The organism is Bacillus sp. ISL-75, from assembly GCF_018613095.1.
Genome location: NZ_JAGGQX010000023.1, coordinates 24,119 through 46,126, shown reverse-complemented (window position 1 = coordinate 46,126; position 22,008 = coordinate 24,119). Strand labels below are relative to the sequence as shown.

The 22,008-nt window shown below is 37.6% G+C and carries 26 protein-coding genes and 1 pseudogene; 22 read left to right on the top strand and 5 right to left on the bottom strand.

The annotated features are described in order from the left end of the window. The first annotated feature begins 357 nt into the window (after positions 1-357). Both J7E63_RS10795 and J7E63_RS30105 read left to right on the top strand, forming a co-directional pair. Positions 358-1,206, top strand: a complete 849-nt coding sequence (locus tag J7E63_RS10795) for a family 1 encapsulin nanocompartment shell protein (RefSeq protein ID WP_215011859.1) — start codon at positions 358-360, stop codon at positions 1,204-1,206. 3 nt (positions 1,207-1,209) lie between these two features. Then, on the top strand, positions 1,210-1,596 hold the full coding sequence (locus J7E63_RS30105) for a 2Fe-2S iron-sulfur cluster-binding protein (protein ID WP_215011857.1): 387 nt from the start codon (positions 1,210-1,212) through the stop codon (positions 1,594-1,596). A 41-nt stretch (positions 1,597-1,637) separates the two neighbouring features. Here the strand turns inward: J7E63_RS30105 and J7E63_RS10785 are convergent, their stop codons facing one another. Beyond that, entirely contained in the window at positions 1,638-2,105 is a 468-nt protein-coding gene (locus tag J7E63_RS10785) for a hypothetical protein (RefSeq protein ID WP_098930912.1), read from the bottom strand. Between the two features lie 172 nt (positions 2,106-2,277). Beyond that, the gene (locus J7E63_RS10780) at positions 2,278-2,604 is read right to left on the bottom strand and encodes a DUF192 domain-containing protein (RefSeq protein WP_215011854.1); all 327 of its coding nucleotides are present in this window, start codon (positions 2,602-2,604) and stop codon (positions 2,278-2,280) included. Positions 2,605-2,886: 282 nt separating this feature from the next. Here J7E63_RS10780 and J7E63_RS10775 point away from each other — a divergent pair, with 282 nt between their 5' ends. From J7E63_RS10775 to J7E63_RS10710, 14 genes are all read left to right on the top strand, one after another. Continuing rightward, the gene (locus tag J7E63_RS10775; RefSeq protein ID WP_215011852.1) at positions 2,887-3,042 is read left to right on the top strand and encodes a Flp family type IVb pilin; all 156 of its coding nucleotides are present in this window, start codon (positions 2,887-2,889) and stop codon (positions 3,040-3,042) included. Between the two features lie 91 nt (positions 3,043-3,133). Continuing rightward, positions 3,134-3,646: an A24 family peptidase gene (locus J7E63_RS10770; RefSeq protein WP_251033482.1), complete on the top strand. Its 513-nt coding sequence runs from the start codon at positions 3,134-3,136 to the stop codon at positions 3,644-3,646. Beyond that, positions 3,643-4,011 (top strand): TadE/TadG family type IV pilus assembly protein, encoded by a 369-nt coding sequence (locus tag J7E63_RS10765; protein ID WP_215011850.1) that lies wholly within the window; start codon positions 3,643-3,645, stop codon positions 4,009-4,011. The genes J7E63_RS10770 and J7E63_RS10765 overlap by 4 nt, the downstream gene beginning before the upstream one ends. Further along, positions 4,008-4,910, top strand: coding sequence for a pilus assembly protein TadG-related protein (locus J7E63_RS10760; RefSeq protein WP_215011848.1), 903 nt, complete (start codon positions 4,008-4,010; stop codon positions 4,908-4,910). The genes J7E63_RS10765 and J7E63_RS10760 overlap by 4 nt, the downstream gene beginning before the upstream one ends. Before the next feature lie 33 nt (positions 4,911-4,943). Continuing rightward, positions 4,944-5,549, top strand: a complete 606-nt coding sequence (gene cpaB / locus J7E63_RS10755) for a Flp pilus assembly protein CpaB (protein ID WP_215011846.1) — start codon at positions 4,944-4,946, stop codon at positions 5,547-5,549. Beyond that, positions 5,546-6,730, top strand: a complete 1,185-nt coding sequence (locus J7E63_RS10750) for a CpaE/TadZ family protein (protein ID WP_215011844.1) — start codon at positions 5,546-5,548, stop codon at positions 6,728-6,730. The genes cpaB and J7E63_RS10750 overlap by 4 nt, the downstream gene beginning before the upstream one ends. A 13-nt stretch (positions 6,731-6,743) precedes the next feature. After that, positions 6,744-8,099, top strand: a complete 1,356-nt coding sequence (locus J7E63_RS10745; RefSeq protein ID WP_215011842.1) for a TadA family conjugal transfer-associated ATPase — start codon at positions 6,744-6,746, stop codon at positions 8,097-8,099. A 2-nt stretch (positions 8,100-8,101) separates the two neighbouring features. Further along, entirely contained in the window at positions 8,102-9,064 is a 963-nt protein-coding gene (locus J7E63_RS10740; protein ID WP_215011840.1) for a type II secretion system F family protein, read from the top strand. 4 nt (positions 9,065-9,068) lie between these two features. Next, positions 9,069-10,001 carry a type II secretion system F family protein gene (locus J7E63_RS10735; RefSeq protein ID WP_215011830.1) on the top strand — a complete coding sequence of 311 codons (933 nt, stop codon included), beginning with the start codon at positions 9,069-9,071 and terminating at the stop codon, positions 9,999-10,001. Positions 10,002-10,209: 208 nt separating this feature from the next. Beyond that, positions 10,210-11,229 (top strand): polysaccharide deacetylase family protein, encoded by a 1,020-nt coding sequence (locus J7E63_RS10730; protein ID WP_215011828.1) that lies wholly within the window; start codon positions 10,210-10,212, stop codon positions 11,227-11,229. Between the two features lie 96 nt (positions 11,230-11,325). Next, the gene (locus J7E63_RS10725; RefSeq protein WP_168245635.1) at positions 11,326-12,327 is read left to right on the top strand and encodes an AI-2E family transporter; all 1,002 of its coding nucleotides are present in this window, start codon (positions 11,326-11,328) and stop codon (positions 12,325-12,327) included. Between the two features lie 66 nt (positions 12,328-12,393). After that, positions 12,394-12,627, top strand: a complete 234-nt coding sequence (locus J7E63_RS10720) for a group-specific protein (protein ID WP_168245634.1) — start codon at positions 12,394-12,396, stop codon at positions 12,625-12,627. Between the two features lie 119 nt (positions 12,628-12,746). Further along, positions 12,747-13,721 carry a cation diffusion facilitator family transporter gene (locus J7E63_RS10715; RefSeq protein ID WP_215012044.1) on the top strand — a complete coding sequence of 325 codons (975 nt, stop codon included), beginning with the start codon at positions 12,747-12,749 and terminating at the stop codon, positions 13,719-13,721. A 104-nt stretch (positions 13,722-13,825) separates the two neighbouring features. Continuing rightward, a complete protein-coding gene (locus J7E63_RS10710) occupies positions 13,826-14,821 on the top strand; it encodes a DUF3231 family protein (RefSeq protein ID WP_215011826.1) in 996 nt (331 codons plus the stop codon). Positions 14,822-14,890: 69 nt separating this feature from the next. On the opposite strand, the gene J7E63_RS10705 is transcribed toward J7E63_RS10710, so the two are convergent. Further along, complete coding sequence (locus J7E63_RS10705) at positions 14,891-15,403, bottom strand: acyl-CoA thioesterase (RefSeq protein WP_088089535.1); 513 nt, start codon at positions 15,401-15,403, stop codon at positions 14,891-14,893. A 127-nt stretch (positions 15,404-15,530) separates the two neighbouring features. Between J7E63_RS10705 and nadE the strand changes: the two genes are divergently transcribed. The 5 genes from nadE (at position 15,531) to J7E63_RS10680 (ending at position 19,279) form a co-directional block, all read left to right on the top strand. After that, a complete protein-coding gene (gene nadE / locus J7E63_RS10700) occupies positions 15,531-16,352 on the top strand; it encodes an ammonia-dependent NAD(+) synthetase (protein WP_215011824.1) in 822 nt (273 codons plus the stop codon). A gap of 160 nt (positions 16,353-16,512) precedes the next feature. Then, positions 16,513-17,343, top strand: coding sequence for an amino acid ABC transporter substrate-binding protein (locus tag J7E63_RS10695; protein ID WP_306298972.1), 831 nt, complete (start codon positions 16,513-16,515; stop codon positions 17,341-17,343). Further along, complete coding sequence (locus tag J7E63_RS10690; protein ID WP_168245631.1) at positions 17,330-18,028, top strand: amino acid ABC transporter permease; 699 nt, start codon at positions 17,330-17,332, stop codon at positions 18,026-18,028. The genes J7E63_RS10695 and J7E63_RS10690 overlap by 14 nt, the downstream gene beginning before the upstream one ends. A gap of 15 nt (positions 18,029-18,043) precedes the next feature. Continuing rightward, positions 18,044-18,778, top strand: a complete 735-nt coding sequence (locus tag J7E63_RS10685; protein WP_088089532.1) for an amino acid ABC transporter ATP-binding protein — start codon at positions 18,044-18,046, stop codon at positions 18,776-18,778. A gap of 267 nt (positions 18,779-19,045) precedes the next feature. Then, a complete protein-coding gene (locus tag J7E63_RS10680) occupies positions 19,046-19,279 on the top strand; it encodes an NfeD family membrane protein (RefSeq protein WP_215011816.1) in 234 nt (77 codons plus the stop codon). Positions 19,280-19,392: 113 nt separating this feature from the next. Here the strand turns inward: J7E63_RS10680 and J7E63_RS10675 are convergent. Together J7E63_RS10675 and J7E63_RS10670 are read right to left on the bottom strand one after the other, a co-directional pair. Continuing rightward, positions 19,393-19,525 (bottom strand): annotated as a pseudogene (locus J7E63_RS10675) (transcriptional regulator); the annotation flags it as partial. Between the two features lie 326 nt (positions 19,526-19,851). Next, on the bottom strand, positions 19,852-20,358 hold the full coding sequence (locus J7E63_RS10670) for a hypothetical protein (protein ID WP_215011814.1): 507 nt from the start codon (positions 20,356-20,358) through the stop codon (positions 19,852-19,854). A 373-nt stretch (positions 20,359-20,731) separates the two neighbouring features. Between J7E63_RS10670 and J7E63_RS10665 the strand changes: the two genes are divergently transcribed. Further along, positions 20,732-21,547 carry a C40 family peptidase gene (locus J7E63_RS10665; RefSeq protein ID WP_215011812.1) on the top strand — a complete coding sequence of 272 codons (816 nt, stop codon included), beginning with the start codon at positions 20,732-20,734 and terminating at the stop codon, positions 21,545-21,547. The last annotated feature ends 461 nt before the right edge of the window (positions 21,548-22,008 follow it).

Here is a 22,008-nt window from a genome sequence, read left to right as displayed (position 1 = left end):
TGGTTAGGCGGAATCCCCGTTCTAATCAGCGGAATAAACTCCGAAATCAGCGGAATCCCGCTAGGTTCCAAGTGTCAAAGCTTCGAATGGCGGAATCCTTTTAAAGTTTGGCGGGATTCCTTCCTGGTTAGGCGGAATCCTCGCACAAATCGGCGGAATTAACTCCGAAATCGGCGGAATCCCGCTAGGTTCCAAGTGTCAAAGCTGCGAATGGCGGAATCCTTTTGAAGTTTGGCGGGATTCCTTCCTGGTTAGGCGGAATCCCCGCTCAAATCGGCGGAAAATCCCAGACTCAGCGGAATCCACACCTATAGAATCAACCTAAAAATAAATACGAAATGAAGAGAGGATCGAAACATGAACAAATCGCAATTATTTCCGGATTCACCGATAACAGACCAAGAATTCGCCCAATTAGACAAAACAGTCATCGAAACAGCACGCAGTCAGTTGATAGGCCGGCGTTTTATCGAACTATATGGCCCGCTCGGACGAGGTATGCAAAGCATCTCAAATGACATCTTTATTGAAAACCAAGAAGCGAAAATGGACTTCCAAGGTTCCTTTGATACCACATTCGAAACAAGTAAACGGGTAAACCATACCATCCCTTTACTCTACAAGGATTTCATCCTATATTGGCGCGATATAGAACAAACCAAGGTACTCGATATTCCAATTGATTTTTCACCAGCTGCAAATGCTGCCCGAGACGTCGCTAATCTGGAAGACCAGATGATTTTTCACGGAGCAAAAGAATTTGATATCCCTGGAATAATGAATGTCCAAGGACGGCTGACGCACTTGATTGGGGAATGGTATGAATCAGGAACCGCATTTCAGGATATTGTCGATGCAAGGAATAAACTGCTCGAAATGAACCATCATGGACCGTTTGCACTTGTCCTAGCACCAGAGCTTTATTCGCTAATACATCGTGTCCATAAAGATACCAATGTCTTAGAAATTGAACATATTCGTGAGCTTGTGACCGATGGGGTGTTCCAATCACCAGTTTTAAAAGGGAAAACAGGAGTGATCCTTAATACCGGGCGAAATAACTTGGATCTTGCCGTATCAGAGGATTTTGATACAGCCTACATGGGCCAGGAAGGGATGAATCACCCTTTCCGTGTATATGAAACCGTAGTGTTAAGAATCAAGCGTCCTGGGGCAATATGCACACTAGAGGCAATAGGAGATTAACGTGTGAACAAACGAGTTTTTACGGTTGGCTCACTCATTCCGGGTTCATTGGCTCCTGTTCTGCACCCACCCGCAAGTACTCTTTTTGAAAAGGAAGAACCTAAACAACAATCCGATGCGTTTAGGAAAGAACCTCACTCTGAAAAAATAATCGTACTCCAAGGTGAGAAGAAATTCGAAATAACACCTGCCAAAGGAAAATTGCTTGATGTCGCTCTAAACCAAGAGAAGCCCATCAAATACAAATGCCAAAAAGGAACCTGCGGACAATGTACCGTACAGGTCCTGCAAGGTCCAGGATTATCGAAGCCAAATAAACAAGAGCAAATCAAGCTAGGGAACGAATTAAACAATGGCTATCGATTGGCTTGCCAAGCGGACATCCTATAAATAGTAAAACGCGGTCCAGCACAAGGCGGACCGCGTTTTTATTAAGCAAATAATTGAACTAATTTATCTTCAACAGGGAATGGAAGCGAAACATTATGGTTTTTCAATTCTTTTACACTGATATCACGCACAAGTTTCAGCGCTTCTTTTTTAAAGGAGCTTGTTACAAAACCGGCATTCACTTCACATAACTTTTGTAAATATTTCAATGTATCGTGCAGCAGATATTGCTTAATATAAGTATTATTGAGCTGACAAATTAATTTGTGCTGTAAGCCTTTAATAACAGCAATCTGATCGACATGTACGATGACATTTGCACCATCTTGGTCGATGAAACCCACAGAAACATAATGACCTTTTGAGATATCAACATTAGTAAACACAGGGTTTAGATAGGTTTCACCTGATGATAACCGAATCGAATCAGCCTCAGCCGCACCGCCGATTTTACGTTGATTTGAAATAACCGTGTGAATATCCTTCAACCCATATAGCATGTTAAACATGTTGTATCCCCCTCCAATTAATCTCTATAAGGTTATATTAAAGATAATGAGAATCATTGTCAATGGGTGTCAGGCACCAAATTGTGGAGGTTGTTTGTACATAATTAATATTACAGAGTAAGAATGGTGCATTTTGTAAGTTTTTCAGGTGAGTATTGAGCAATTCTTTAATTTAAAGACTGAAAATTTCTCCTTGTTTTAAACCAAACTGGTTAACAGTTCCGGCTGGAAGTTCAACTACTGAGTAGGCATTCTGAACAGGCTTTACAAAGCGCCATGGCTTAAGCTCTTCAACCAATTTAACGATTTGGCCCTCTTTATTAAGAAAAACAGCATCGATTTCAAAGTGCATAAAGCACATATGAATCGAATTACACGGAATAATCCACAAACCCTCGTCAACCAATTGGTCCTTCCGAAACATAAGTCCTTTCAATCTCTTAATAAATGAATCAGCAAGGTTAATAGAATAAGGAATCGTTTTAATTGATTTTTCCATTATTGTTATCTCCTATCATGTTTTTGTTCGATATATTGAATATACTCCAAGATTGAATTGTTCTCAATAATGAAAAATGTTGAATGTTGTCGTTTATTATTTAGAACGAAATTTTCCAAAACTATTTACTTTTCAGGACAATAGCACTATTATTTACTCAAGGGTTGTTCATTATATAGAACAAAATATTTTAAGTTCGTTAAAAAGAAACGAGTCTCAAAAAGATGATTGTTCGATAAAGTGAACTAGCTGATAAAAAAACATTTCTAGGAGGAATAATGCATGTTGAAAAAAATCAAGAATCTAGTAGTACAAGAAGAAGGACAAGGGTTATCGGAATATGGATTAGTGTTAGCTGGAGTAGTAGTAGTAGTTGGAGTAGCAGTTGGTCTGCTAAAAACTGAAATTACATCATTATTCACTAACCTGTTACCGTAAAAATTCAAAAAGCTTTCTTTAGTAGTTTTATATCTAATAGCCCTACTTCATAGTAGGGCTCATATTTTAATAGGGCAGGTTGATTTGGAGTATGATTATTTACTTGATTCTTGGTATTGCTTTAGTCATTTCACTCATCACTGATCTCAAAGAAAGAAAAATATTAAACCTTGTAACTTTACCGACCATCTTTTTTGGCCTTATATACTTTTCAATAACACAAGGTTTGGATGGGTTCCTATTTAGTTTTGTCGGTCTCCTAGTTGGACTTGGAGTTCTAATCATCCCCTTTTTATTAGGAGGAATGGGAGCAGGTGACGTGAAATTGATGGGGGCAATCGGAGCATTGATGGGAGCAAGCTTTGTATTCTATTCCTTCATCTATACAGCGTTGTTTGGTGGCGCGATTGCCCTGCTGCTGATTATTAAGAAAAAGGGTTTTCAGAACTCTTTAAGATCACTCTTCTTCCATGCTATTTTTTTTAGAAGTAATCTGGGATCCATGAGTATTACAAAAGACAAAGAAGGTAGTATTTCGTTCCCTTATGGTGTGCCAATAGCACTGGGAACACTATGCTCACTTTTATGGGGTGGATTCAAATGAAATCGCAAAAAGGACAATCGCTTGTTGAGCTAGCACTGGTCCTACCAGTACTAATTTTGCTCTTGTTTGGAATTATTGATTTTTCGAGAATATTTCACGCCTATCTGACAATTGATCATGCGGGTAGAGAAGCTGCACGTTCAGCAAGTATTGGAAGTGATGATGCAACTGTAAAAAATACAGCTGCTAGTGATGCGACTAGTATTGGTTTAACAACGGAAAAAGTAAGTATTTCAGGAACTAGGACATCGGGGACAGATGTTACGATTACCATCACGTATCCAATTACTTTTCTTACTCCGATAATTGGACAAATCATAGGAACATTAACCTTAACAGACACCACAACCATGAGGGTGGAATGATGAAGAAACTATTAAGAATTTTAAATTTGCGAGATGAAAGCGGCGCGACAGTAGTAATAGTTGCCATTTCAATGGTAGTTCTTCTGGGCTTCGCAGCTTTAGCTATAGATGGTGGAAGGATTTATTTAGAAAAAAGCAAGCTGCAGAAAGCTTTGGATGCGGCCGTTCTTGCAGGAGCTCAAGGGTTAAATCAAGGTGAAACTGAGGCGATCGCAAATGCTAAAGATGTGGCAAGTGATAATGGATTCCCGCTAACTGAACGTGATTTAACGATAATAGGCAATTCGATAAGGGCAACAAAACAAACGAATGTTTCGCTCACATTCGCCAGAGTACTAGGTATCACTGATTCTCGCGTTAGCTCTACGGCTAAAGCGGTTGTAGGACATTTAAAAACGGCTAAAGGGATTACTCCTATTGCTGTGGAAGAAAGTCAAATTCCTAATGGAAAAGAGCTAACATGCTCTAGTCCAGGAAAAACACATGGGAACTGTGGTTTCTTAGCTTTAGATGGAACAGGGGCTTCAAATTTGGCTGACGCTCTTAGAAACGGAAATATTTATTCGGTTGGGAATCAGGTGAAAACCGAGCCTGGTGAAATGTGGGGACCAGTGAGCAGTGCTATTAATGATTTGATAAGCAGTGATTCTAATAAACCACATTGCCAGTCCGCAACAACTGCTGATAATCGATGTAAAAGGGTTATTAATATTGTCGTCATTGATACATGGGATGGAGTGAATGGAAGAGATAAAGTAAATGTTACTGGTTTTGCTACTTATTGGGTTCAGGGGTTTAATAATAAAACACTTATGGGAGAATTTATTGAAAGATTTCAGCCTGGAGAGATTAGTGATGGTGGTATAGGGACATTATATAGTGTCAAATTGGTAGAGTGAAATTTCTTCAGGCATGAGATTTAGGGGGACAATATGAATACTAAAAAGATTTGGATTATTTCATTTATATTGGGTTTGACAGTTGCTGGTTTTGCCTATCTAACACTTTTCACAAAAGAAAATGTTTCTTCGGCTTCCGAAGGGCAAGTCAATCAAGTTAGTGAAGATAAAAAGGATAACAAGTCTGAAAAGCAAGTGACTGATAAAGATAAAAAGATTGTGAGGGATTTTAAAAACCCGCTAGATGAAATAAGCAAAGGTAAACGTGCGATCTCATTAAAAGTGAACTTAGAAGAGGGTGTATCGGGGTATATTACCCAAAATTCACTAGTGGATGTAATTACCTATGAAACTACCAAAGATGCTGCAGGTAAAGAATCTAATTCAGCCGTGTTGATCCTTGAAAAAATGAAGGTTCTATCTTCAGGTAAATCTACTGACAATAAGGAAGAAGCTCAGCATTATGAGACCGTTACCTTTGAAGTCACGCCAGAAGAAGGGGTCATGCTAAGCTTAGCAGCAAAGGCTAAGGGTGGCTTCTATTTAATGCTTAGAAATCCTGAGGACACAGGAAGTAGCAAAGCAGGGTTAAAGCAAACAAGTAATGTGATTAAAGAGGAGGGTACTAATTCGAAATGAACATTAACTGGATTTATTTTTCTGACACAAATACTTCTCCAGGCGAAGTAAAAACATTTTTAGAAAAGCAGCAATTTCATTTGTCAGTTACCAATCAGATTGATAAATTACATACACTTTTACTTGAGAATAACCAGTCAGTATTATTTATTAAAGCTCATACACATTTTAATGTTTATGATCTTTGTCAGGAAATTTCCGTTCTTTATCCGCATGTTTATATTATCTTAATTGTCTCTGATGACTTGGAAAATCTGAAAAAAGCAATGTTAATGGGGGCATCCGATACTCTGCGTTCTTCCTTTAATCATGAAGAACTGGGTGAAGCCATCGACCATGCGAAGAAATATATGCAGCATCGGGCTAAAAAGGATAATACATTCGGGAATTTATTAAAAGAAAAAAGTAGAGTTATAGCTGTATCCAATCCAAAGGGTGGAGTCGGCAGGACCATCTTGACAGTTAATATCGCAATTGCATTCGCCAGAATGGGAAAAAAAGTGGCTGTTATAGACGGGAACCTGCAATTTGGTGAGGTGGCAATGTACTTTAATGTGAAACCAAAACGAACAGTTTATGAATGGGTTAAGGAAGGATATGGTCAATCGAACACTTCCATCAATCAATATATGACTTCGGTTGAAGGTGATGTTTCGATTCTTGCTGCACCGACGCGACCTGAGTTCTTTGAAGGAATTACCGAAGAACACATGAAGAGTGCTATTGAGTCAGCAAAAAGACTATTCGACGTGGTCCTAATTGACATGCCTGTTTATTTATCTGAAATCCACTTGCGCTGTCTTGATCTGTCAGATGAAATATTACTAGTAACAGTTAATGATATAACTGGTTTAAGGTTAAGTAAACTTTATCTTGAAACATTAGAGTCTATTAAGCAACAAGATAAAGTCAAACTTATATTGAATCGCTATATAAAAGGACAAGGTCTTGAACTAAAGAAAATTGAAGAAATCTTAGGGAAGAATATCTATTTCACCTTGCCAGAACAGACACTTGTGGCGTCCTCTTCCATAAAATCAGGACAGCCATTTATACTATCGAATTCCCGGAGCAAACTTGGGAAATCAGTATGGGAATTATCAGAAAAACTATTTGTACAGCTAAGTGGAGAAACACAGAAAATTAAGAAAGAGAAACGATGGTTTCTAGTAGGAAAGTGAGGGGAAGCTGCTAATGTCTCTTTTTGAACGGTTTAAAGAAGGAACGAGTACAAGTAAAAATACTAATCTATTAGCAAAAGACTTCCAAGAGTTACCTGTACAAAATAGATCAGAAGATTTTTGGAATCTCGAATCTGGACTTCACAATTACCTTTTAGAAGAATTAAAAAAATATCCTGGCCAGAATAAAAATGAGGAAAAACAGAAAATTGAAGAATTAGGACAAGCTTTTTTCGACAAAGAAGGCGGAAGACTAACTTTTGAAGAAAAGCAAGAAATCTTGAACTATGTTAAAGATGAGTTGTTGGCATATGGGCCGATTACACCATTATTAGTGAACCCATTAATTAGTGAGGTCATGGTTAATAGCTATAATCAAATTTATTACGAGAAAAACGGCAAGATTTTAAGGAGTGACATTAATTTCGTTGATAATCAGCACGTCATGCGTGTTATCGAACGAATTGTTTCACCAATTGGTCGTCGTGTAGATGAAAGCTCGCCGATGGTCGATGCCCGTTTACCAGATGGATCGCGTGTCAATGCAATCATTCCTCCGCTTGCATTAAAAGGGCCGAGTTTAACCATTCGGAAATTCTCCGATATCCCTTTTACCATCAAAGACTTAATTGCATTTGGGACCTTAACTGAAGATATAGCGGATTTCCTAGATATTTGTGTTAAATCCAAGCTCAATATTTTTATTAGCGGTGGTACAGGCTCAGGGAAAACTTCAACCTTGAACGTAATGTCTTCATTTATTCCAAACACAGAACGAATTGTAACCATTGAAGATGCTGCCGAACTTAAGCTTAATCAGGAACATGTTGTGGCTTTAGAATCCCGTCCACCAAACATTGAAGGAAAAGGTCAAATATCAATTCGAGAACTCGTGCGAAATACTCTCCGTATGCGCCCTGATCGAATTGTCGTTGGTGAGGTTCGCGGCGCTGAAGCCTTAGATATGCTTCAAGCCATGAATACTGGCCATGACGGCAGTTTAAGTACAGGGCATGCAAATTCCCCTCGGGATATTCTTTCACGCTTGGAAACAATGGTGTTAATGGCAGGCTATGAACTTCCGGTTAAAGCAATCCGTGAGCAGATTGCGGGTGCGATAGATATCATTGTTCAACAAACAAGGATGAAGGATGGAACGAGAAAAATAACACATGTGACGGAAGTGTTAGGGATGGAAGGGGATACTATCGTTCTTCAGGATATTTATTTATTTAATGAAACAGGCATTACAGATGATGGTCGAATTGAAGGAAGATTTATTTCTACAGGTATTCGGCCAAAATTCACTGAGAAGCTTGAATTAAATGGATACTCTTTGCCTGCTTCATGGTTTGCTGGGGAGTGGTAGAAATGAAAATGGCAATAGAATTAGTAATCATATATCTTACTTCTAGTATCTTAATATTTTTTTTCTTATGGAAATATTCCACTAAAAAAAGAATGACTAAAAGGATAAATGAGTTTTTACCATCTCCTCAATTGGTAGAAGCAATGAATAAAAAAGAAAAAAGACAAGCTTTTTTTAAGCGAGTTTTACTTTCATTCGCGTTGATTTTTAAAAATGTTCAATTTAGTGAGAAAACAGAGAAAATCTTAATCGAAAGCGGGAGTAAATTAAAACCTGAAGAGTTTTTTGTCCTAAGAATTTTAGCGGCCGCTGGTATTGGAGCGATTTCAGCCCTCCTAGGACTAGCAGTGTATCTTTGTGTATGTGCAGTAACCATTGGTTTCCTCATTCCAAAGTCTATATTGAAACGGAAAAGGAACAAACGGCTAAAGCTTTCATCACATCAGTTAGTTGATATTTTGAGTATGATGGCGAATTCAATGAGGGCAGGTTTTAGTTTTATGCAGGCAATGCAGCTTGTTGGAAAAGAAGTACCTGACCCATTAGGACCTGAATTTGACCGCGTTGTCCGTCAGGCGGGGTTAGGGATTCCTCTAGAAACGGTATTTGAAGAATTAGTGGAACGAGTGCCAAACAAAGAACTTGAAGTAGTTGTTAGGGCAATCCTTGCACAGCGGAAAAGTGGAGGAAATCTGGCAGGGCTGCTTGAAACTATGGAAGAAACAATCAGGGGCAGAGTTCGAATACTTGAAGAGTTAAACACTTTAACCGCACAGGGGAAAATGTCTTCCTGGATTATTACTCTGCTGCCGGTCGGATTGGGTTTATATTTATCATTAGTGAATAGGGAATATTTTGCGCCAATGCTTGAGCATCCGTTGGGATGGATGATGTTGTTTGTTTGTGTTGTTTCCATCTTTATTGGTTGGTTGTTTATCCAGAAGATTATCCGAATAGAGGTGTAAAAGATTGCTGGATGTCGTTTTCATTTTATTAATAGTCGCGTTCGTGACCTTATTGCTTGCAGGCATATTGTTAACCATATTTAAAAAAGAAATCGCCTTTAACGAACGATTAGGGAAGTATTTTGATGAACCTGTAAAAAGACAAAAAGTGAATTCCTACCGAAAACATAGGGAAAGCAAATCAAAAAAGGCATTTCAACTTTACTGGAATAAAGGGACCGAATTTTTAAATGGAAAAGTCTCAAATACAAAGCGAAAAAAATTAGAAATGGAACTTAAGGATGCGGGTTACCCTTTTAAATCGGCACTCGATTTTAGGTTGTTTCAAATGCTACTTACTGCTGGTATGAGCATTCCTATTATCCTGTTTATGATGCCCGCTATAGAAGATAAAAGGTCTATCTGGTTATTGGCGATTGCACTGGCTTTTTTAGGCCTCCGCCTGCCTGTATTTTATCTTGGAAAGAAAAAAACAACTAGAATTAAGGAAATTAATAAATCAATGCCTGATTTTTTTGATACCGTAAATCTTTTGTTAGAAGCGGGAATGGGACTGGATTTGGCGATTTCGGAGGTAGCAAAAAAACTAAAGGGACCACTTTCTGCAGAATTTCTTCAAACATTAGAGGATATGAAACTAGGAAAATCCAGAAGAGACGCGTTTTATGAACTTCGTAATCGCGTGCCATCTGATTCTTTTCAAAGTATCATTACATCGTTAATCCAAGCGGATCAGCTCGGGATTGGGATGGCAAAGGTATTAGGGAATTTGACAATACGGATTCGGGAACAGCAGCGTGAGACTGCCCGTGAGCAGGCGATGAAGGCGCCAGTGAAAATGCTGTTTCCAATGGTGTTTTTCATCTTCCCTTCGGTATTTATTGTGATACTTGGTCCATTAGTCATACAGTTGGTGACAAAGGGGTTTGGTGGTTGATCAGTGATCGTTTGCATCAAAAGGAGCATTCAAAAAAGCCACTCAGATGGCTTTTTTTATTGGGCAAAAATCTCTGTTTTTAACATATTTTATGCAGATTTATTCTTTAAATAATATTCTAATATTTTCATAGTTTGGTAACACTTTGGTCAAAATTTCGTCTATAATGGAGAAAGAAAAATAATAAACATCAAAGAGGGATTGATCGATGGGGAATCTTAAAAGCGGTTGGTCGAAGGGGACGTTAATTGCTGTCATTGCCGTTGTTTTTTTGTTTACAGGGATATTTGTTAGTAATTATTTTCAAGCAAAAGCTGCAGGTGATGAATCTAAAAATCATCAAAAAAATAAAGTTACTAAGCTACCTGTGAAGAAAAATGTGTCAGCGGAGATGATTGTACGGAACACAAACGATTTAAAATTGGAAAAAGAATTAATAAGAAAGCAACAAGACAAAGCCGTGATATGGAGTAATCAGCTAGAACGAGAGACTAGTAAGGTGCCAAACAGTCATACTACAAATAAAGCTGTGGCACACCCCACCACAAAAGATAAAACTACTTCTCAACCACCGACAAAGGAATCCATTGCAACTCCGTCTAAACCAAAAAATACACAACCAAGAAATAGTGGTAAGAAAATTGTCTATTTAACATTTGATGATGGTCCAGCAGCTTTTTCCGATAAGATAATTGCGCTTCTTGAAAAGTATCAATTTAAAGCAACATTCTTTATGATTGATGGGAATATAAAAAGATATCCTGAAGCGGTTAAATTAATGACCAAGACAGGTGAAACGGTTGGACTACATAGTGTATCTCACAGTCAAAAGAAATTTTATAAATCTAAAGAATCAGTGCTTAGTGAATTAACCCAAAACCGTAACACCTTAAAGAATGTGTCAGGTGTCAATTCTTTTATTATGCGAACCCCCTATGGCAGCGTACCAAACATGACAGACGAGTATAAAAAAGCCGTCAAGGAAAATGGGTATTTGATGTGGGACTGGAATATTGATAGTAAGGATTGGTACTATAAGGATAGACGCTATGTCAACAGCGTTATCAACCAAATAAACCAGAAGAAAGACCATAATGGACCGCTAGTTATCCTTTTACATGAGCAAAAGGAAACTCTTGCTCATTTGCCATTACTTCTAGACTATTTAAAGAAACAAGGCTTTGAATGTAAACCAATTGAAAATACTACTACTCCAATCCAATTTTGAGATAAGACAAATATCTGCAGATTTGGTAAACTAACCATATATTAAAAATTCTTTCATGTGATTTATAGTGAATATAATGGGGATCGATAATGGCCTATGATGAATAAACTATTGCAGAGTACCGGTTTCAAGAGAATATCAATTTTTGTCTTAATTGCCATTGCTATTTATGCAATGAAGTCAATGATTAATCTAATCTTACTAACGTTCATACTTACTTTTTTAATGGATCGGTTAGTCCAATTCATTGAAAGGAAAATTCCGCTTAACCGAAAGTTAATTGTTGTAATATCGTATGCGAGTATTGTCGGTTTGCTTTCTTATGGATTGGTCATGTATCTTCCAATGATTGCAGGTGAAATTACCGCATTAATCAAGCAATTAACCGCCTTTTATACAACTAAGCATGATAATATTGTGCTGAATTATATAATGAGTCGAATGGAAGAAATAAAAATCTCAAGCTATTTAGAGCAAGGCTTTACCTTTGTATTTAAATATTTTACTGATATTAGTAAAATTGGTTTGCAAATTTTATTGGCTCTGTTAATGAGTTTGTTCTTCCTGTTGGAAAAGCCGCGATTGATTGCCTTTACAAAGAAATTTAGAACCAGTAAAGTTTCACCCATTTACAGTGAAATTGAATTTTTTGGACGAAAGTTTGTTGGAACGTTTGGTAAAGTGATTGAAGCCCAACTAATCATTGCTGTTGTGAACTGTATTTTGACAACCATCTCCTTATGGATCCTGGATTTCCCACAGCTTGGCGGGTTATCTATCTTAATTTTTATTTTGGGTCTTATTCCTGTTGCAGGTGTGATTATTTCTTTAATTCCGCTTGCAATTATCGCTTATAGTATTGGCGGTTTGATCAAAGTCCTTTATGTCGGCATTGCCATTATGATTATTCATGGTATTGAGGCGTATATTCTCAATCCAAATTTAATGAGTTCAAAAACAAACCTTCCTGTTTTCTATACATTCCTTGTCTTGATATTCTCCGAGCACTTTTTTGGTGTTTGGGGATTGATTGTCGGAATTCCTGTCTTTGTTTTCCTTTTGGATGTACTAGAAGTGACAGAGAATAAGAAGGCATAAAAAAAGCCCATTTGTGGGGCTTTTTTGTTTATACTAAGGGTATAAACCATTAAGGAGGATGTAAGTTTGAGCGAATGCAAGCTAGACCATACCCATGAAGATGTAAAAAGTAAATACGTATCTCTTGCTGCTTTTTTACCTGAAGATATGAAGCCATTATTTAATCAATTCTTTGAAAAAGAGCATACACAGGACCTTTTAAACGAGGTGTTCCATTTGCTGAAAAAATACGATTTAGCTCCAGAAGATGAACAAGCTCACAGGAACAACCGCTTATATTTGGTGCTGAAGAACGTATAAGTAAGGAGGGCCCCTATGAAAAATTGGGGCCCGATTTTACATAAACAAAATTTATAATGAAATCGCTGGTTTTTGAAAATATTAAGAAAAGCAAAGTTTAACAAAGAAAAGAGGATATGATGGGCGAACTACTGCAATTATTAAAACGTGGCAATAAATCCGCCATGCTGGCGGCAATAATTAATACAATTATTTCAATTATAAAAGGTGTCGCTTTTATGTTTACAGGCAATGTGGCGATGTTCGCTGAAACGATGCACAGCCTCGGTGATGCTGCGAACCAGTTTTTTGTGTTTATCGGCTCCGCCTTAAGTAAGAAGGCACCGACTGAAAAATATCCAAATGGGTTCGGGCGCTTAGTAAATCTTGTTCTTTTGGGTGCTGTGTTAATTGTCGGAATTATGGCATTTGAAACCATAAAAGAAGGCTACCACCATGTAATTCATCCAACCGAGTCAGGTGGATTTGCTATTAATATTATTGTTTTAGCCGTTGCAACACTGCTAGAAATGTTTGTGTTATTTAAAGCAATGAAAGAAATTTTACATGAGATTGAGCTTGAAGCAAGTGGGCTTCAAATTTTCACTAAAAGTTTTGCCAATTTGGGAAGAGCTAAACCTGCGACAAAGCTCGTTTTCATGGAAGACCTCGTTGCAACCTTGGGTGGTTTGTTGGCGATTATTGCTGTTGTCATTTCTCACTTCACTGCATTCCATCAAATAGAGGGATTGGCCTCGATGCTTATTGGTGGGATGATGTTCTTTGTGGTTGGAAGGGTCTTTTTAGATAATGCTGCAGGAGTCCTTGGTCAAGCCGATGAAGAGATGGAAAATAAAATCGGTATCCTTGTTATGGAGGATCCTGATGTCAAGGATATTCAAGGGATAACTGTCATTAAAGAGGGCGAAGACCTGCATGTGGAGTTAGAAATCGAAGTCGATCCAAAATTAACGGTAGCCGCGGCCGATGATATTAAGGACCGTCTTCATGAAAAAATTATGGCAGAAAAAGGGGTTGTTGATGTCACGATTGAGTTTGATGAGGAAGACGGAGTAATGAGTTGGAAGGCACGCAGTGAATCAGCTACAGATTAGAGAATGCCCTTGTCAAATTGGAGACCTTCAGTCTTGAACAAACGAATAAAGCGCTTATCAAGTGGAATTCTATTCTTAAAGCGCTATTTAGGAGGTCAGATAAGGTGGAACACAATATACGGTTGACCAGTGCGGAAATCGGGGGATTATGGGCTACGTATATTCAGGAGAATATGTCTGTTTGTTTACTGACATATTTTCTTCATCACAATCAAGATGAAGAGATTAAAAAAATTCTACAACAGGCATATGAAATTTCTAATGGTCATGTTCAAAAAATCATGGCCATCCTTAATGATGAAGGCATCCCAATCCCTGATGGATTTTCAGAGAAGGATATTAATTTATCTGTCCCGCCATTATTTTATGATATGTTTGGCCTCAGTTTCGTTTATTCAATGAGCCGCATGGGTATGATTAACACGGGATTTATAACGGTAAATATTGCAAGAAAAGATGTGATGGATTTTTTTGTTTCGATGGTCCAGCAAACTTCGATGTTATATCAGCAATCCACTAACCTTATGCTTTCGAAGGGAATCTATGACCGTCCGCCGATGATACCCTATCCCACTGAAGTGGAATATATTGAAAAACTGTCTTATTTAAGTGGATTCGGGAAAAAAAGGCCGTTAAACGTGGCTGAAATTACTGAAATTTTTTTTAATACGGAGCGGAATTATTTTTCAATCCTTCTATGTATGGGGTTACTTCAAGTGGTAACAGACAAGGAGATTCATAATTATATTGAGGAAGGTAAGAAAATATCTGAAAAGCAAATCAGAACCTTCAATGATATCCTTATGAGAGAGGAACTATTTGGGAACGTGTCAACAAGTGTAGAAGTGACGGATTCAACGGTTTCTCCTTTTTCCGATAGGCTTGTGGTTACGCTTTTCCATTCATTGAACGCAATTGATATCACGCTTATCGGCCATGCGTTATCATTATCAATGAGAACAGACCTTGCTGCCTATTATCAAAAGTACATTTTGGATATTATGGTTTATTCCACAAAAGGGTTTGATCTAATGGTCGATCGTGGCTGGGCCCAACTGCCACCTCAGGCACCAAGTCGAAGGGATCTACAGAAATTATAAGGTTCGCGAATTTCGCGAACCTTTTCTGTGCTTTTTTTCTATTGTCTAGCTCCAGCGCTTCCGCTGTTCTTATTCCCAAGGCTTATGTATAGTCAGTACACTTGCCAGCTCTTTACTGCTTTTTCTGTGTTCTTTCCGCTTTTCGGCTCTTTCTTTTCCTGTTTCAAATAGTTTTTTCTCTTCTTCGGTTTCAGGGATGATTCCTGGAACCTTTGTCGGTTTTCCATTGTCATCCAATGCAACAAACGTTAAAAAGGCAGTCACGGCAATTTTTCTATCCCCGGACATCAGGTTCTCCGCAATTACTTTGACGAAAATCTCCATGGAAGAAGACCCTGTTGACGAGACAAACGTTTCGATACAAACTGAATCCTTCGGTGTAATTGGACTAAGGAAGTCGACCGAATCAATTGAAGCAGTGACACATTCCGCTCTGGAATGCCTAACTGCCGAAATAGAAGCAATCATATCAATATCACTGATTAACTTTCCGCCGAACAAGGTATTATGGTTATTTACATCATTAGGAAAAATCCGACTCGTTCTCACGACTCGAGATTCATTACACGTTTTTGCTTCCATCCAATCCCTCCAAGAACTGTTTATTATAATTTACCCAAATCACTAACTTTCTTGTAGTTTTTAGTGAAATAGAGATATTTGTGGTACATTATTTAATATATCAATTGTGAGTCAGGAGGAACACTAAATGAGTTTGCAAGCACAGATTATGAAGGAGTTAAACATAAGTCCGACCATTCAACCGCAAGGAGAAATTCGGAAACGGATTGATTTTTTGAAAAATTACATAATCAAAACAAAGGCAAAGGGCTATGTTTTAGGGATTAGCGGCGGTCAAGACTCTACTCTTGCAGGCCGCCTCGCTCAACTGGCAGTTGAGGAGCTGCGCAACGAAGGACTGGATGCCTTGTTTATCGCTGTTCGTCTTCCTTACGGTGTCCAGCAAGATGAGGAAGATGCTAAGCGTTCATTAGCCTTTATCCGTGCAGATCGTGAGACAGTCTTTAATATCAAAGCAGCTGTTGATGATGTACAAAAAGAATATGATACAAGTTATCAAGGGGCACCTTTAAGTGATTATCAAAAAGGAAATGTAAAAGCCAGGATGCGGATGATTGCTCAATATGCAATCGGCGGCATGGAGGGACTGCTTGTGATTGGAACGGACCATGCAGCAGAAGCAGTAACGGGTTTCTATACGAAGTATGGCGATGGAGGGGCTGACATCCTTCCGCTCAGCGGCTTAACCAAGCGGCAGGGGAAAGCCTTGTTAAAAGAGCTCGGTGCGGATGAACGTTTATATTTAAAAATACCTACCGCAGACTTGCTGGACCAAAAGCCTGGACAGGCCGACGAAACAGAGTTAGGGATTACATATGATGAACTCGATGATTATCTGGAAGGAAAACCAGTTTCAAAAGAGGCCGCAGAGAAAATTGAACAGCGTTATCTTATGACAGAACATAAACGCCAACTACCAGCCACCATGTTTGACGAGTGGTGGAAATAAGAATAGCTACCTATCATAAGAAACATATCTGATAGGTTTTTATTTTATAAAAAAGGGTAAAATAATTTTAATTTCGTTCACATCTTTTCCTTTGACAGAAGCAAATGTGTGTAATATGATTAAATCCGATAAAAACAATCAGAATTAGGGGGTTTCACCAGTGAAAAAACTTACTATTATTTTTGCACTCTTATTAAGCTTTATGTTTGTGCTAGCAGCATGCGGCAAGGATAATGCCGATAAAGATAATAAAAAAACTGATAACAAAACTGCTGAAAAAGCAGATAATGATTTATTGAAAAAGGTAAAAGATGAGGGAACACTTTTAATTGGAACAGAAGGTACATATCCTCCATTCACTTTCCATGATACTAGTGGCAATCTAACTGGATTTGATGTGGATCTTGCGACTGAGGTGGCTAAACGTATCGGGGTTAAACCTGAATTTAAAGAAACCCAGTGGGATGCGATGTTTGCAGGATTAGATGCGAAGCGTTTTGATATCATTGCTAACGAAGTTGGGATTCGTCCAGACCGTCAGGAAAAGTATGATTTCTCAGATCCATACATTACTTCAGCAGGTGTCCTGATTGCCCATAAAGATAATGATAAGGTTAAAGCATTTGAAGATATTAAAGGATTAAATGCAGCTCAATCGATGACAAGTAACTACGCAGATATGGCAAAGAAATACGGAGCTAAGATTGTTGGAGTGGATGGTTTCCAGCAAGCAGTTGAGCTCCTTGCTCAAAAGCGTGTGGATGTGACCATTAACGATAAGCTTTCATTTTTAGACTATAAAAAGCAAAAGCCAGATGCGCCAATCAAGGTTGTTGCAACCGCAAATGATGCTTCTTCAAGCGGCTTTATGTTTAGAAAGAAAAGTGACACACTTGTTGACGAAGTGAATAAAGCGCTAAAAGATATCGTCGACGATGGCACTTACAAAAAAATCTCTGAGAAATGGTTTGGTGAAGATGTACTTAAATAGTATTTTTGCTGACCCAGAAAGAACGGCAAGGTTAATCGATATTGCAAAAACTTCCCTCCAGCCACTGCTGGAGGGTGCTGTTATGAATACCATTCCATTAACAATCATTTCGTTTATCATTGGGATTATCCTGGCGGTGTTAACGGCTCTTGCTCGAATTTCTCAGGTTAAATTCTTTCAAGGGATTGCCAGATTTTATGTTTCGGCGATTCGCGGAACACCATTGCTTGTTCAGTTATTCATTATTTTTTATGGACTTCCTAATATCGGAGTTACCTTAGATCCATTTATATCCGCGGTGATTGGTTTTTCTCTAAGTGTTGGGGCCTATGCTTCAGAAATCATTCGAGCAGCGATTATCTCCATTCCTAAGGGCCAGTGGGAAGCCGGTTATTCGATTGGAATGACCTATACCCAGGCGTTAAAAAGAATCATTCTTCCGCAGGCAGCAAGAGTATCCATACCGCCATTATCGAATTCATTTATTAGTCTTGTAAAAGACACTTCTCTTGCGTCAGTTGTCCTTGTAACAGAGATGTTTCGCCGGGCCCAAGAAATTGCTTCAACCACCTATGAATTTTTATTGGTATACGTAGAGGCAGCGCTTCTTTATTGGGTCATTTGCTTTTTCCTTTCGATCTTACAAGGATACTTGGAAAAGAGAATGGACCGGTACACGTCTTAATGAGGGAGTTTTACAATGATTTCAATTAAAGGTTTATATAAGCAATTTGGTCAATTAGAGGTGTTAAAAGGGATTGACCTCGTCGTTGAAAAAGGAAAGGTGGTCGTTGTCATCGGTCCATCGGGATCCGGTAAGACAACGATGCTCCGCTGTTTGAATGTATTGGAAACTCCGACAAAAGGTGTTATTTCCATCGAAGGTCAAAGTTTGGATTTTTCTAAAGCTGTACCTAAAAAACAAATTGCCTCGTTTCGGCGCCTAACCGGAATGGTTTTTCAAAGTTATAATCTCTTTCCTCACAAAACAGCTCTTCAGAATGTCATGGAAGGGCCAATCATTGTAAAAGGAGAGGGGAAAGAGGCTGCACGGAAAAAAGCACAAGCATTACTTGAAAAAGTGGGCCTTGGTGATAAAATTGATTACTTTCCCGCCCAGCTCTCCGGTGGTCAGCAGCAGCGTGTCGGCATTGCCCGGGCACTAGCAATGGAACCAGAGGTAATGCTCTTTGATGAGCCGACGTCCGCACTTGATCCTGAACTGGTTGGTGAAGTATTGAAGGTCATGAAGGACCTTGCTAGGGAGGGAATGACGATGATCGTTGTTACCCATGAAATGCGCTTTGCCCGCGAAGCGGCCGATGAAGTCATTTTTATGGACCAAGGTGTGATTGTCGAGAGGAACAAGCCAGAAGAAATTTTCACCAATCCAAAAGAAGAACGAACGAGGAAGTTCTTGAATATGATTCAATAAGGTGTTGTAGCCATGTGCTATGGCACTTTTTTATTTTTAAGTGAAAATGTTCATAGATTCTTCTTAATAGCACGGCAGGATTTCGACAAGCATTATCGTATATTAGAATAAAACAGGTAAATTTTAAGAAAAAAGTGAAACTTTTCCATAATTTAACCGTATTTAAGGTAGATACATAGAAAGGATGATGCTTATGGATGAGGAGTGGTGGTTACGTAGCAAAAAATGAAAAAATGCTTTTTATATGAACGATAAGGATTGATGCGCATGGAACCATTTAGCATTCCTTTAGAAACGATTTATTTATATGGGTTAATCATTTCCGGGGTATTAACCTTAATTTATGTCTTATTTGCAGATGTCTTTCATTTTCATGGGTTTGGAGACGGACTCGATTTTCTTAATCCTGTCCTAATCTTTGCATTTGTGACAATCTTGTCTGCAAGTGGTTATTTATTTGAGCGACTTTCTTCATTTGCATTCCTCTCCGTCTCTTCCTGACGTAATTTCATCATTTGAAATACTGAATACTCATTAAACAAAATGAAATCCTCCTATTAATCAAATTATATTGATATATTAATCAAAAAAAATTGATGATACTTTAAAAAAATTTAGCAACAGGTTGGCTTAAATATGCAACAAAGTTCATGGGATAACAAATGATTGAGTTCTTCTTGGATTCAGTTCATAATAACTCGATGTTCCACGTGTTTCTTTTGTTATAATGTTGGCATCTAATAAGATTAAAAAATAGAGATAGACATAATCCTCATCCCACTTCTCTTGATAGATCCCCCATAAAAAATGCCCTTGGAGACCATGCTGATTAATGGTTGTATTAAAGTTATTTTTGAAATAGTAGTTTTCTGTTTCGATAAGTACACAGCTTGGGGCTTGGAGTGGATCCCAACATCCTTTGTATTGTTAAGCGATGAGTTTTCTTTGTGAACTCGTAATGGTTTCTTGCAAACCGTAAGCGAATTAATCAAGAGAAGCAAGTTTTATTGCAAAAAAGCCACTATTCGAAGTGGCTTTTTGAATACGTCATTATTTAACGCTGAGGGTAAAAATTAAGGTATATATTGTTCTGTAATTTTAGTTACAACACCATTTTTAATCACAAGATGAAAAGGAGTTTGGTGGTCCTTATTCCGTTGTTTCAAAAAGATAAAAAACTGTTTTCTTGTAACTTTTTCATTCCATTTGATTTCGTATTGATTTCTAGTTTGCAATACAAATTGGGTGTTGTTTGAAATGTTAAAGGTACGTATTTTGGGATTAACGTTCCGGATCCAGTATCCATCAGGGGCCGCATCCATTACGTTGCGGCATTTACAATCCTTTAAAAATTCTCTGTCAGCAGCCTTACCAGTATACCATTGTATATAATCAAATTTTCCCACCCATTTACCTTGAACCATTTTAAAGGAAGTGATATAGGTAGTAGCTTTTACGGTTTTAGGATGTTTTGTAACACCCGTTTTTGCATATACTTGCGAAAAAGTTGAGGGCAGTATTAACAAAGTAAAAATCATTAATACAGTAAAAAACATTTTAAGTAATCTTTGTATATTCATGCGTAATTCCCCTCTTCATTAATTATTTTTATAATTACTAATATAATTAGTAGATGCTGAAAACAATGTCGATATAAGGTTTAGAAAAAAATATTATTAGATGTATTGATTAATGGTATTACTAAACAGAGTTGGTGAAGTTATGTCATTACTAATTTGGTTCTGGTCTCAAATAATAAATAATCTTTCTCCTCTGTGAAACACTATATTAAATCTATTTCTTGACCGTGTTAGGAACACTATTATTACATTGACAGTTAAATATATTACAAATTATTACATTATGTTAACAAATTTCGACATATTCTAGCAATCTATCAAAATAATAAGTAAACTGAAAAATAAATAAAGAGGTATATTGTGTGGGGGAAAAATGAAAAAGAAACTATTAACAATGATTGCAGCTACAGTATTTGGAACTTCGTTATATAGCACTTCAGCTATGGCAATGAATATCAAGGTAAAAAGTGGGGATAGTTTATATAAACTATCAAAAAAATATAATATTTCGGTTTCTAAAATAAGGAAAGATAATAAATTAAAAAGTGATAGGATATTAGTAGGTCAGAACTTATATATCTATGAAAAAGGTAAAGTTGCTGCTAAAAAGAGTACCTCGCCGTCTACAGTAATTTTTACAGTAAAAAAAGGCGATGCCCTGTCATTAATTGCAAAGAAATATGGTATGACAGTGACACAATTGAAGTCTTTAAATGGCCTGAAATCAAGTCTTATTAGACAAGGACAAAAATTAAAAGTTAGAGGCAAGATAACTACGCCATCTACTATGGCCCCGAAAAATACTTCTACTCCTAAATCAGTTGTGTCTACCTTCAATAAGAGCAAGTTGACAAAAGATGCAAAAGCAGTCATAGGTACACCTTACAAATGGGGAGGAACCACTCCAAGCGGCTTTGATTGTAGTGGATTTATCTACTATGTTATAAAAAAACAAAAGTCTATTCCCCGTCAGACTGTTGCAGGATATTGGAACAGGATGAAGCCAGTAACTACTTTATCTGTCGGCGATTTCGTCTATTACCAAACATATAAACCCGGTCCTTCGCATATGGGCATATATTTAGGAAATGGTAAATTCATTCATTCCGGTTCTTCCAGAGGAGTCGAAATTTCTGATATGAATAATTCTTACTGGAAATCCCGATATCTAGGAGCAAGACAATTATAAATTAACTTTCATTCTTTTACGGTCGCATTTTTTTACTGACTCCCGAATTTTTTCCTAATTGAAAACAAATAAATATCTGTATATTACACACACTTTAAATACATTCTTAGAAATCCATTGGTTATCCAACCGAAGCGGCCTCCCAAATCAGCTTACGAAACGGGGTGGTTTTTTTTATATGTAAAAAACACAACTCTTTACAATCAGCCTTTCTTTTCAAGAGCAATCTATTTTGAATTTTTTACAAGACAGTTGCATCTTATGGTCAATTTACTAAAGTCAACGCAATGGTTTAAATAAAACGGGACTAAGATTCTCAACGTTGCTGTAGTTATTTTCCTTTTATAAAGGCTAAAAAATATATGATATCACAAAATAAGGAAGGATTGGTGTTATTGCTGTATTGTAATAAAAAATTCGTTTTTTAAACAAAATGCATATTTTCTGCACACTTTTATTGT